This is a genomic window from Pseudoalteromonas sp. 11L1, assembly GCF_055397545.1.
On the sequence record NZ_AP041141.1, the window covers coordinates 476,581 to 490,781 of the forward strand.

The window sequence follows — 14,201 nt, forward strand, 5'->3', positions numbered from 1 at the left end:
AATTACTGCGACTAAATAACCATACTAAAGCCTAAAATTAATCCTAAGCATTGCTAATTACTAAGCTTTAATATCATCCATTGCCGATTCAATCATAGAAAAAACAGCCCCTTGAGGATCGCAAATAACACTAAAACGCCCTACATCAGGGATATCTGTAGCAGGTACGCACACTTGCCCTCCAAGGATCGCCGCTTTTTTTACATAGCTATCGCAGTTATCCACGGCAAAGTAAATCATCCAATGGGGAGGCACGTCTTCTGGCCACTCATTATTCATTTGTAGCATGCCCGCTACAGGCTTACCTGCAACTAAGAACAAGGTGTAATCCATACCTTCCATAGGCTTTATTTCACTTTGCCAACCTAGTAATTCGCAGTAAAAGTGACGGCTCGCTTCGCTATCACGCGTTGCCATTTCGTGCCAATAAGGCGTGCCGAGCTCACAAGGGCGCTGACATCCTATATGCTCTTTACCTTGCCATAACGCCACTATGGCGCCGGTTGGGTCTTTAAGCATTAACATGCGCCCTGCATTCATAACATTGTGAGGGCCTGCTATAATTTGCGCGCCTAGCTTTTGCGCCTTAATTGCACATGTATCAACATCATCTACCGCAATATAGGTAAGCCAGTAGCTAGGTGTGGAATCGTCCACTTGCTCTTTAGGCATTTGGTACATGGCAGCAATATCGTCACCTTGCTTTTGAAGCATTGTGTAATATTCATCTTCGCCAATTGGCTGGTCGTCATTCCCCCATTCAAACAACGAGGTATAAAAAGCTTTTCCATCTTTCCAATTATGAGTACACAGTTCAGCCCAGCAAAATATACCTTGCGGATAATTATTTTTATTATTCATCGCCCATTTCCTGTTGTAAATTTAAGCTATTTTTAGCTTAGGCTAATAGTCTATAAGAGTCGATAGCTATTCAATGAATAGACATGTCTTTACTGAGTTTTAGCGTATAGTCATATTCCCTTCTATGAAAAAACAGCGCACAAATATTAAACTATAGATATTCAGAGGTTACTGAAGCGCGGGCTTCTACTCGGGGTTGATACTAACTCAGGCTACTTAGCTGACACTAGCACCGAACAGCTAAAAGCTGATAGCTAATCACTTTTCTTCAAGCATTAAAACAGTTGATTACTCAACGATAATTGCAACAAAGCACCGATGCCTAAGGTAAGAGAGCCACCTTCACATTACATAAATTACAGGCATTAAAAAACCCGAGGCTAAGCTCGGGTTTTTTTAATGCTTAACGCATTACAACAGTTGATTACTCAACGATAGTTGCAACAACACCAGCACCAACAGTACGGCCACCTTCACGGATAGCGAAACGAAGACCTTCGTCCATCGCGATTGGCGCGATTAGAGTTACTGTCATCTTAACGTTATCACCAGGCATTACCATTTCTACGCCTTCTGGTAACTGTACGTCACCTGTTACGTCAGTTGTACGGAAGTAGAACTGTGGACGGTAACCTTTGAAGAATGGAGTATGACGACCACCTTCATCTTTAGAAAGTACGTATACTTCTGAAGTGAATGTTGTGTGTGGGTTGATTGAACCAGGCTTAGCTAGTACTTGACCACGTTCAACGTCTTCACGCTTAGTACCACGTAGAAGTGCACCAATGTTCTCACCAGCACGACCTTCGTCAAGAAGCTTACGGAACATCTCAACACCAGTACAAGTAGACTTAGTAGTCTCTTTGATACCAACGATTTCAACTTCGTCATTCACGTTGATGATACCAGCTTCAACACGGCCAGTTACAACAGTACCACGACCTTGGATTGAGAAAACGTCTTCGATAGGCATGATGAATGGCTTATCGATGTCACGCTCTGGCTCTGGGATGTAAGAATCTAGTGCTTCTGCAAGCTCTACGATTTTAGCTTCCCATTGCTCTTCGCCTTCAAGTGCTTTAAGTGCAGAACCTTGAATTAGTGGTAAGTCATCACCTGGGAAGTCGTATTCAGAAAGAAGTTCACGAACTTCCATTTCTACTAGCTCAAGTAGCTCTTCATCATCAACCATGTCACATTTGTTCATGAACACAACGATGTAAGGAACGCCAACTTGGCGAGAAAGTAGGATGTGCTCACGAGTTTGTGGCATAGGACCATCAGTCGCAGCAACTACTAAGATAGCGCCGTCCATTTGAGCAGCACCAGTGATCATGTTTTTAACATAATCGGCGTGTCCAGGACAATCTACGTGTGCGTAGTGACGAGTAGGTGTATCGTACTCAACGTGTGAAGTTGAGATTGTGATACCACGCTCGCGCTCTTCTGGAGCGTTATCGATTGATGCGAAATCTTTAGCAACACCGCCGTATACTTTTGCAAGTACGTTAGTGATTGCTGCAGTTAGTGTAGTTTTACCGTGGTCAACGTGGCCGATTGTACCAACGTTTACGTGCGGTTTTACGCGTTCAAACTTTTCTTTTGCCATCTTAAAAAATTCCTAATAAAGAAATTAAAGCCTGACTCAGTATTGAGCCAGACAAGCTAAAATCATATAACAGCGCGAGCTGAAATTATTGTATCTGCAACCTGCTTAGAGGCTTCAGCGTACTTCAAAAACTCCATAGAGTATGAGGCACGGCCCTGTGTTGCAGATCGTAAAGCAGTCGCATAACCGAACATTTCAGATAGTGGTACCACAGCATTAATTTGCTTAAGGCCACCAAGTGCATCTTCCATGCCTTCGATCATGCCGCGACGACGGTTTAGGTCGCCAACTACATCACCCATGTTTGCTTCAGGAGTGAGTACTTCAACCTTCATTACTGGTTCTAAAAGTGCAGGGTTTGCATCTAGCGCACCTTGTCTCATAGCCAGTGAACCTGCTATTTTAAATGCCATTTCATTCGAATCTACATCATGGAATGAACCATCATATAAAGTCGCTTTAACACCAAGTAATGGGTAGCCTGCCAGTACACCTTGAGCCATTTGCTCTTGGATACCTTTGTCTACCGCAGGGATGTATTCTTTCGGCACTGAGCCACCTACGGTTTCGTTTACGAACTCGTAAATTGGGGCTTCATCATCCGAAATATCCATCGGTTCAAGTTTAAGCCAGACGTGACCATATTGACCACGACCACCTGATTGACGTACAAACTTTCCTTCAACTTCAACAGTTGAACGAATAGCTTCTCGGTATGCAACCTGCGGCTTACCAACGTTACATTCAACACTGAATTCACGTTTCATACGGTCGACAATGATATCAAGGTGAAGTTCACCCATGCCAGAGATAATAGTCTGGCCTGATTCTTCGTCAGTTTGTACGCGGAAAGATGGATCTTCTGCAGCTAGTTTTCCTAGCGCGATACCCATTTTATCCTGGTCAGCGATTGTGCGAGGCTCAACCGCAACAGAGATAACTGGTTCTGGGAACTCCATACGCTCAAGCGTAATAATAGAGTTCGGATCACACAGTGTTTCACCTGTTGTTACGTCTTTGAGACCAATAGCCGCCGCGATATCGCCTGCGTGGACTTCTTTGATCTCTTCACGTGAGTTTGAATGCATCTGAACGATACGACCAAGACGCTCACGCTTACTTTTTACTGGGTTATATACCGCGTCACCCTGTTTAACAGTACCAGAGTAAACACGGAAAAAGGTTAAAGTGCCAACAAACGGGTCTGTTGCAATCTTGAATGCAAGAGCAGCAAACGGCGCTTTATCATCAGCAGGACGCTCTTCCTCAGTACCATTTTCTAAGATACCTTGGATTTGTTTCACTTGTGTTGGTGATGGCATATATTCAACAACGCAATCAAGCACAGCTTGAACACCTTTGTTTTTAAATGCACTACCACACGTCATGGGAACAATTTCGTTCGCTAATGTGCGTTGACGCAAAGCATTTTTAATTTCTGCTTCGCTTAACTCTTCACCTTCTAAGTATTTATCCATTAGTTCTTCAGTAGCTTCAGCAGCGCTTTCAACTAAGTGAGAGCGCCATTCTTCGGCTAATTCCTGAAGTTCTGCCGGTATTGCCTCATAAGAGAAAGTCATACCCTGGTCTTTATCATTCCAGTTAATGGCTTTCATTTTAATAAGGTCAATAACACCTTTAAAGTCGTCTTCAGCGCCAATAGGCAGCTGGACTGGAACAGGCGTTGCTCCAAGACGAGATTTCACCTGGCTTACAACCGTTAAGAAGTCAGCGCCCGTGCGATCCATTTTATTTACGAAGATCATTCTCGGAACTTCGTACTTGTTCGCTTGACGCCAAACTGTCTCAGTTTGCGGCTGTACACCCGATGAAGCACAAAGAACAACTACCGCACCATCTAGTACACGTAAAGAACGCTCTACTTCGATAGTGAAATCTACGTGCCCTGGGGTATCAATAATATTGATGCGATGGTCGTCAAATTGAGCGTCCATCCCTTTCCAGAAACACGTTGTTGCAGCAGAAGTGATTGTGATACCACGCTCTTGTTCCTGCTCCATCCAATCCATAGTTGCAGCGCCATCATGCACTTCACCGATCTTATGAGAAAGACCTGTGTAGAACAGAACACGTTCTGTTGTGGTGGTTTTGCCTGCATCTACGTGAGCACAAATACCGATATTGCGGTAACGCTCAAGTGGAGTTGTACGTGCCATAAAATCCTCTTAAAGGTTAAGGACAGATTACCAACGGTAATGAGCGAATGCTTTATTCGCTTCAGCCATACGGTGAACGTCTTCACGTTTCTTAACCGCAGTGCCTTTGTTATCAGCAGCGTCAACGATTTCTTGAGCTAAACGTAAGCCCATAGATTTTTCGCCACGCTTACGTGCAGCGTCTACTAACCAACGCATACCTAATGCGTTGCGACGTACTGGACGTACTTCAACTGGTACTTGATAAGTTGAACCACCAACACGGCGAGATTTAACCTCTACCTGTGGACGGATGTTATCAAGTGCAGTTTCAAAGATTTCTAGGTGCGACTTGCCTGATTTCTCAGCAGCCACGTCTAGCGCACCATAAACGATTTTTTCAGCAGTAGATTTCTTGCCGTCTAACATTACGATGTTAACGAATTTTGCAAGAAGTTCCGATCCGAACTTAGGATCTGGAAGAATTTTACGTTGACCTATTACGCGTCTTCTAGGCATTTTGTATCTCCGGTTTATTCAGGTTTGTCCTTTTGGAACAATAACCCAAAACAATAATTAATAATATTTAGTGCTTGGCCTTACTAACGGAATACAATTAGCCTTTAGGGCGTTTTGCACCGTATTTAGAACGAGCTTGACGACGGTCGCTTACGCCTGCACAGTCAAGTGCACCACGTACAGTGTGGAAACGCACACCTGGTAAATCTTTAACACGACCACCACGGATTAGGATTACACTGTGCTCTTGAAGGTTATGACCTTCACCACCGATGTATGAAGTTACTTCGAAACCGTTAGTTAAACGTACACGAGCTACTTTACGTAACGCCGAGTTTGGTTTCTTAGGTGTAGTTGTATATACGCGAGTACATACACCACGCTTTTGCGGACACGCTTTAAGCGCAGCTGAGTTACTTTTAGTAACCTTGCTACGACGTGGCTTACGCACTAGCTGGTTAATAGTTGCCATTTAAATAGCTCCTGAAATTAAAATTACTACTGAAAAAAATAAAAAATCCGCCCTTGTTTTACGAGCATGTATTAAACGTGCAAGTAAATGGGTGGCGGAATTTTAATGAGCAAAGATTGACCTGTCAACCTAAACCGCTCGCAAGGCAGTAGATAACTACCTTGCTAAACTCTAATCTATTGATTAGATTCGGTTTATTGATTTCCAGATAAATCCGCGTTTAAGGCATCAGTCAGTGCTTGAGTCGCCTCTTCTGCACTTACCGTTTGCTCTTCAACAACGTCTTTTTGCTTACGACGAGCCATACGATCTTGATGATACGCAAAACCGGTACCGGCTGGGATCAATCGACCCACAATTACGTTTTCTTTCAGACCGCGTAACTCATCGCTCTTACCATTTACAGCGGCTTCTGTTAGGACACGAGTTGTCTCCTGGAACGAGGCTGCTGAGATGAAAGATTCTGTCGCTAGTGATGCTTTAGTGATACCCATTAACTGGATTTCAAACTTAGCTGGGATCTTACCTTGAGCTTCAAGGTCGCGGTTTGCGATATTAACGCGTGCCACTTCAATTTGCTCACCAGCTAAGAACTCAGTATCACCACCGTCTAGAATGATACATTTACGTAGCATTTGACGAATAATAGTTTCAATGTGCTTATCATTGATCTTAACGCCCTGCAAACGGTAAACCTCTTGCACTTCGTTAACAATGTAGTTAGCAACATGAGTCACACCACGTAGGCGTAAGATGTCATGCGGTGATTCTGGACCATCGGCGATAACTTCACCTTTAGACACTTGCTCACCTTCAAACACGTTAAGTTGACGCCACTTAGGGATCATTTCTTCGTAATGATCGCCTTCAGCTGGAGTAATAACTAAACGTTTCTTACCTTTAGTCTCTTTACCGAAGCTAATCGTACCGGTGATTTCAGCTAAGATAGCTGGATCTTTCGGCTTACGCGCTTCAAATAAGTCGGCTACGCGTGGTAGACCACCCGTGATATCACGAGTTTTCGAACCTTCTTGCGGAATACGTGCTAGTACGTCACCTGGGTTTGCAGTCGCGCCGTCTGTTACTTCAATCGTAGTGAATGAAGGAAGACGTGTTTCTTGCAAGCCACGCTCATCACTCTCAATGATAAGTTTCGGCTCTTTCGCATTCGCTTTAGCAAGATCTTTAACAACTACACGAGTTAAACCCGTTAGTTCGTCAGTCTGTGCTTCAGTATTTGAATCATCGATATCGCTGAACGATACTTTTGATTTATGCTCAAGAACGATTGGGTGACTATGCGGGTCCCAAGTAGCAACAATGTCGTTACCTTGAACTTCTGCATTGTCTTGCACTGTTAATACCGCACCGTAAGGTACTTTATAACGCTCTTTCTCACGACCATAGCTATCAATGATAGTGATTTCGGTAGAACGAGAGGTAATAACAATCTTACCGTCTGTATTTAATACATACTTAGCGTTGTGAAGTTTTAATGTACCGTTAGTTTTAACTTGTACATTATTTTCAGCAGACGCTCTTGATGCCGCACCACCGATGTGGAATGTACGCATCGTAAGCTGTGTACCCGGCTCACCGATTGATTGTGCCGCGATAACACCAACTGATTCACCCGCGTTGATGATATGACCACGTGCTAGGTCACGACCATAACACTTAGCACAAACACCAAAGTCGTTATCACAGGTGATTACTGAACGTACACGAACTTCATCAACTGAGTGCTCTTCTAAAAGGTCACACAGTTTTTCGTCAAGCATGATGTTACGTTCTACAAGTACTGTATTAGTACCAGGGATAACAACAGGCTCAGCAACAACACGACCTAGTACACGTTCGCGAAGTGCTTCTACAACGTCACCACCTTCAATAAGCGGTTTCATTGTTAAGCCATCTTCTGTGCCACAATCGTCTTCATTGATTACCAAATCTTGTGCAACGTCTACTAGACGACGCGTTAGGTAACCCGAGTTCGCTGTTTTCAGTGCTGTATCGGCAAGACCTTTACGCGCACCGTGCGTTGAGATGAAGTACTGAAGTACGTTTAGACCTTCACGGAAGTTAGCCGTGATTGGCGTCTCGATGATTGAACCATCTGGACGTGCCATTAGACCACGCATACCTGCTAGCTGACGGATCTGAGCGGCACTACCACGAGCACCTGAGTCGGCCATCATAAACACTGAGTTAAATGACGGTTGCTCTTCTTCTTCACCTTGCGCATTCACTACGGTGTCTTTTGACAAGTTAGCCATCATTTCACGTGATAAGTTCTCATTTACACGTGACCAAATATCGATAACTTTGTTGTACTTTTCACCAGCCGTTACAAGACCTGATTGGAATTGTTGGTTGATTTCAGTTACTTCAGCTTCTGCTGCTTCAATGATTGATGCTTTAACTGGTGGGATAACTAAGTCATCGATACCAATTGAAACACCTGACTTCATTGCGTAGTGGAAACCGGTGTACATAACTTGGTCAGCAAACACAACTGTGTCTTTTAAACCAAGACGACGGTAACACTCATTTAGTAAGCTAGAAATTTGCTTTTTACCTAGAGCTTGGTTGATTGACTCAAACGGCATACCTTTAGGTAAAATAAGAGACAGAATTGCACGACCCACTGTAGTATCAATGATTGTAATTGTATCTTCTACAACACCATCTTCATTAGCTACTGATTGGCTAATACGTACTTTCACTTTTGCGTGAAGGTCGGCATTACCACTACGGTATGCTTTTTCTGCTTCTTTAGGATCTTTAAATACGGTGCCTTCGCCTTTGGCGTTAATGCGGTCACGCGTCATGTAATAAAGACCTAATACAACGTCCTGTGAAGGAACGATGATTGGCTCACCATTAGCAGGCGATAAGATGTTGTTTGTAGACATCATTAACGCACGAGCTTCTAGCTGCGCTTCAATTGTTAGCGGTACGTGTACCGCCATTTGGTCACCATCGAAGTCGGCGTTGTAAGCCGCACATACTAATGGATGCAAATGAATCGCTTTACCTTCGATAAGCACAGGTTCAAACGCTTGGATACCCAAACGGTGAAGTGTTGGTGCACGGTTAAGTAATACTGGATGTTCACGAATTACTTCGTCTAGTACATCCCATACTTCCGCTACTTCACGCTCAACCATCTTTTTAGCTGCTTTGATTGTCGTAGCCATGCCGCGACGTTCTAATTTGCCATAGATGAATGGTTTGAAAAGCTCTAATGCCATCTTCTTAGGAAGACCACACTGATGAAGCTTAAGTGTAGGACCAACCGTGATTACAGAACGGCCAGAGTAATCTACACGCTTACCAAGTAAGTTCTGACGGAAACGACCTTGCTTACCTTTGATCATATCAGCAAGCGATTTAAGTGGACGTTTGTTAGAACCTGTAATTGCACGACCACGACGACCGTTATCAAGTAGCGCATCAACCGCTTCTTGTAACATACGTTTTTCGTTGCGTACGATAATATCTGGTGCAGCTAAATCTAGTAGACGCTTAAGACGGTTATTACGGTTAATAACACGACGGTAAAGGTCATTTAGATCAGATGTCGCAAAGCGGCCACCGTCTAGTGGTACTAATGGACGTAAGTCAGGTGGCAATACTGGAAGTACTGTCATGATCATCCACTCAGGGTTATTACCTGATTGGTGGAACGATTCCATTAACTTAAGACGTTTAGTGATCTTTTTACGCTTAGTTTCAGAGTTAATTGTTGGTAACTCTTCACGCATCTCTGCAATTAATTGAGCAAGATCGAGTTCACGAAGCAAGTCTAATACTGCTTCAGCACCCATCTTCGCTTCAAACTCATCGCCGTGCTCTTCAAGTGCATCTAGGTATTCTTCTTCACCTAATAGCTGACCACGCTCAAGCGTTGTCATACCAGGCTCAGTTACTACGAATGATTCGAAGTAAAGAACACGTTCAATATCACGAAGCGTCATATCAAGCATTAAGCCGATACGTGACGGTAATGATTTTAAAAACCATATATGCGCAACTGGACTTGCCAGTTCTATATGACCCATACGGTCACGACGCACTTTAGTGAGTGTTACTTCAACGCCACACTTTTCACAGATCACACCACGGTGTTTAAGGCGTTTATATTTACCACATAAACACTCATAATCTTTCACTGGGCCGAAAATACGGGCACAGAATAAGCCATCGCGCTCAGGCTTGAAAGTACGGTAGTTAATAGTCTCAGGTTTCTTTACTTCACCGTATGACCATGAACGAACCATGTCTGGTGAAGCAAGACCAATGCGAATTGCATCGAATTCTTCGGTCTTATTTTGTTGCTTCAGAAACTTAAGTAAGTCTTTCACCTTAGCTCTCCTGTCGGAGTTAATCTTGAGGACGGATGTTCTCGTCCCTACATTCTATTCAGCCATAACAGATGCTGCAGCGTTCACTGCAGCATCTAATTGGCTTAATTTTCTTCCAACTCGATGTTGATACCCAGTGAGCGGATTTCTTTCAACAATACGTTGAACGATTCTGGCATACCTGGTTCCATTTTATGGTTACCATCAACGATGTTTTTATACATCTTAGTACGACCGTTCACGTCATCCGATTTCACTGTTAGCATTTCTTGTAGAGTGTAAGCAGCACCGTAAGCTTCAAGTGCCCATACTTCCATCTCACCAAAACGCTGGCCACCGAACTGTGCTTTACCACCCAGCGGCTGCTGAGTAACAAGGCTGTAAGAACCAGTAGAACGCGCGTGCATCTTATCATCAACCAAGTGGTTAAGTTTAAGCATGTACATGTAACCTACAGTTACTTGACGTTCAAACTGATCGCCAGTACGGCCATCATAAAGTGTAACCTGACCACTTCTAGGGTAGCCGCCTAGCTCTAGCATGTCTTTGATTTCGTCTTCTTTCGCGCCATCAAATGCAGGAGTAGCAATCGGTAAACCACCTTTCAAGTTTTCAGCTAAACGACGAATTTCGTCATCAGAGAAACTAGCGATATCCACAACCTGACGAGATTCACCGATCTCATAAGCTTGTTTGATGAATTCACGTAGCTCATGAAGCTCGCGTTGCTCTTTCATCATTTCTTCTAAGCGCTCACCAATACCGCGTGCAGCTAGACCCATATGTGTTTCAAGGATCTGACCGATGTTCATTCGCGATGGTACACCTAGTGGATTTAGTACGATATCTACCGTACGACCTTTGTCATCGTATGGCATATCTTCTACTGGTACGATAGTCGAGATAACACCTTTGTTACCGTGACGACCCGCCATTTTATCACCCGGTTGGATACGACGTTTAACAGCTAAGTATACTTTAACAATTTTAAGTACACCTGGTGCTAAGTCATCACCTTGGGTAATTTTACGACGTTTGTTTTCAAACTTCTTATCGTATTCAGCTTTAAGCTCATCGTACTGTGCAGCTAGTTGCTCAAGTTCAGCTTGCTTGTCTTCTTCAGCAAGGCTTTGAGTTAGTAACTTTTCAGCATTCAGTGACGCTAAGTTGTCTTCATCGAAGCCAGCTGCCACAAGTAACTTGCGAGCACGCTCTAAAACACCAGCTTCTAGAATACGGAACTCTTCGTTGAAGTCTTTCTTCGCTTCGCGAAGCTGCATGTCTTCAACTTCTAACGCACGCTTATCTTTTTCAACACCATCACGGGTGAAAACTTGTACGTCGATTACAGTACCAGTTACAGAGTTAGGTACACGTAAAGAGCTGTCTTTAACGTCAGACGCTTTTTCACCGAAGATAGCACGTAGTAGCTTCTCTTCTGGTGTTAATTGCGTTTCGCCTTTCGGAGTCACTTTACCTACTAGGATATCGCCGCCTTTAACTTCAGCACCAATATATACAACGCCTGATTCATCAAGCTTGCCTAGTGCAGATTCACCCACGTTCGGGATATCTGCTGTGATCTCTTCTGAGCCTAATTTAGTATCACGGGCGATACACTGTAGTTCTTGAATGTGGATAGTCGTTAGACGATCTTCTTCAACTACGCGCTCTGATAGTAAGATTGAATCCTCGAAGTTGTAACCGTTCCATGGCATGAATGCCACGCGAAGGTTTTGACCAAGGGCTAAGTCACCTAAGTCAGTCGAAGGACCATCTGCTAACACATCGCCACGAGTAACCGGTTCACCAACCATACAAGTCGGCTTTTGGTTAATACATGTATTTTGGTTAGAACGTGTGTACTTGGTTAAGTTGTAGATGTCGATGCCCGCTTCACCAGGGATGCGCTCTTCTTCATGTACATTAACAACGATGCGACTTGCGTCGGCATACATTACTTCACCACCACGTTTAGCAACAATCGTTACACCAGAATCTTTTGCTAGTGTTAACTCAATACCTGTACCTACTAACGGTTTGTCCGCTTTCAATGTTGGTACTGCTTGACGTTGCATGTTTGAACCCATCAATGCACGGTTAGCATCATCGTGTTCTAGGAACGGGATAAGTGCTGCCGCTACAGAGATCACCTGTTGTGGTGATACATCCATATATTGCTGGTCCATACGACCCATAAAGGTTGATTCACCTTTGTGACGACATGGAATAAGTTCATCTACAAACTCATTGGTTTCAGTTAAGTTTGAGTTCGCCTGGGCGATAACAAACTGACCTTCTTCAATGGCTGATAGGTAATCAACTTCATCAGTTACTACACCGTCTACCACTTTGCGGTAAGGTGTTTCTAAGAAACCGTAGTCATTGGTACGTGCATACGTAGACAATGAGTTAATTAGACCGATGTTTGGACCCTCAGGAGTCTCGATTGGACATACGCGACCGTAGTGAGTTACGTGAACGTCACGTACTTCAAAGCCAGCGCGTTCACGAGTTAGACCACCCGGGCCTAATGCAGAAATACGACGCTTATGCGTTACTTCTGATAGCGGGTTATTTTGGTCCATAAACTGTGATAACTGAGACGAGCCGAAGAACTCTTTAACCGCTGCCGAAATAGGCTTAGCGTTAATAAGATCTTGTGGCATTACCGCATCAAGGTCACCTAAGCTTAAACGCTCACGTACAGCACGTTCTACACGTACTAAACCTACACGGAATTGATTCTCAGCCATTTCGCCAACACTACGTATACGACGGTTGCCTAAGTGGTCTATATCATCAACATCGCCAACACCGTTACGAATAGCAATCAATACTTTCATAACCGCTACGATGTCTTCTTTGCTTAATGTGCCAGGGCCTGTGTCTGAATCGTAACCAACACGGCTATTGAACTTCATACGACCTACTGTTGATAAGTCATAGCGTTCTTCTGAGAAGAATAAGTTCTCAAATAAGGCTTCAGCCGCGTCTTTCGTCGGTGGCTCGCCTGGGCGCATCATGCGATAAATTTCTACTAGTGCTTCTAAACGGTTGCTTGACGAGTCAATATTCAACGTATTTGACATGTAAGCGCCGCTGTCCACTTCATTGATGTATAGTGTATCAATGGTCGTGTGACCGGCTTTAACCAATTCAGCCATCATTTCAAGCGTTAGCTCGTCATTTGCAGTAGCAATGATTTCACCTGTTGACTCATCAACATAGTTCTTCGCTAATACACGGCCAATGATGTACTCATGTGGTACTTCTAATTGCTTAATGCCTTTTTTCTCGATGCTCTTGATGTGGCGAGCCGTAACACGACGACCGCTTTCAACAAGGACTTCACCGTCTTCGCTCTTGATATCAAAAGCGGCAGTTTCACCACGTAAACGTGAAGGCACAAGTTCCATAAGAACCTTACCGTCAGCGATTTCAAACGCAGTTGTATCGAAGAAGATATCTAGGATTTCTTCACTCGTGTACTCAAGTGCACGTAAGATGATAGACGCCGGTAATTTACGACGACGGTCAATACGGACATATAAGTTATCTTTTGCATCAAATTCGAAGTCTAACCATGAACCACGGTAAGGAATTACACGTGCGTTATAAAGCACTTTACCTGACGAGTGAGTTTTACCGCGGTCGTTATCAAAGAATACACCAGGGCTACGGTGTAGCTGAGAAACGATAACACGCTCTGTACCATTGATTACAAAAGTACCGGTATCGGTCATGAGCGGAATTTCGCCCATGTAAACTTCTTGCTCTTTAATGTCTTTAACTGTGCCTGGAGCTTCTTTGTCCATTACTACAAGACGCAGTTTCACGCGAAGTGGAGCAGAATAAGTCACACCGCGAATTTGACATTCTTTTACATCGAATACTGGCTCACCAATACGATAACTTACGTATTGAAGCTCAGAATTTCCCGAGTAGCTTTTAATTGGGAACACAGAACGGAAGGCAGCTTCCAAACCATGATCGCCATCAGCGTCCGGGACTAAGAATTTTTTAAACGATTCTAACTGCGTCGACAGTAAGAAAGGTATATCCAAAACTTGTGGACGTTTACCAAAATCCTTACGGATACGTTTCTTTTCAGAATAAGAGTAAGCCATGGGGTTCCTCAGCTTGCTGATCTTTGACCCGACCTGTTCTTGTAAGAACAGACTTAACTGGCATCTATGCCAAGATGTACAACATTA

The 14,201-nt window shown here is 43.8% G+C and carries 7 protein-coding genes; all 7 read right to left on the bottom strand.

Features of this window, described 5'->3' with window-relative positions; translation table 11 throughout:
- Positions 1–60: 60 nt before the first annotated feature.
- Positions 61–861 (bottom strand): VOC family protein, encoded by an 801-nt coding sequence (locus ACZ5WS_RS02235; RefSeq protein WP_464710420.1) that lies wholly within the window; start codon positions 859–861, stop codon positions 61–63.
- Between the two features lie 424 nt (positions 862–1,285).
- A complete protein-coding gene (tuf, locus tag ACZ5WS_RS02240; protein WP_109875886.1) occupies positions 1,286–2,470 on the bottom strand; it encodes an elongation factor Tu in 1,185 nt (394 codons plus the stop codon).
- A 62-nt stretch (positions 2,471–2,532) separates the two neighbouring features.
- Positions 2,533–4,647 (bottom strand): elongation factor G, encoded by a 2,115-nt coding sequence (gene fusA, locus ACZ5WS_RS02245; protein ID WP_010392137.1) that lies wholly within the window; start codon positions 4,645–4,647, stop codon positions 2,533–2,535.
- A 27-nt stretch (positions 4,648–4,674) separates the two neighbouring features.
- Positions 4,675–5,145 carry a 30S ribosomal protein S7 gene (rpsG, locus tag ACZ5WS_RS02250; RefSeq protein WP_010392135.1) on the bottom strand — a complete coding sequence of 157 codons (471 nt, stop codon included), beginning with the start codon at positions 5,143–5,145 and terminating at the stop codon, positions 4,675–4,677.
- Positions 5,146–5,242: 97 nt separating this feature from the next.
- Positions 5,243–5,617: a 30S ribosomal protein S12 gene (gene rpsL / locus ACZ5WS_RS02255; RefSeq protein ID WP_002958885.1), complete on the bottom strand. Its 375-nt coding sequence runs from the start codon at positions 5,615–5,617 to the stop codon at positions 5,243–5,245.
- A 194-nt stretch (positions 5,618–5,811) separates the two neighbouring features.
- A complete protein-coding gene (gene rpoC, locus ACZ5WS_RS02260) occupies positions 5,812–9,984 on the bottom strand; it encodes a DNA-directed RNA polymerase subunit beta' (protein WP_054202751.1) in 4,173 nt (1,390 codons plus the stop codon).
- Between the two features lie 104 nt (positions 9,985–10,088).
- Positions 10,089–14,114 (bottom strand): DNA-directed RNA polymerase subunit beta, encoded by a 4,026-nt coding sequence (rpoB, locus tag ACZ5WS_RS02265; protein WP_010392125.1) that lies wholly within the window; start codon positions 14,112–14,114, stop codon positions 10,089–10,091.
- Positions 14,115–14,201: the final 87 nt, after the last annotated feature.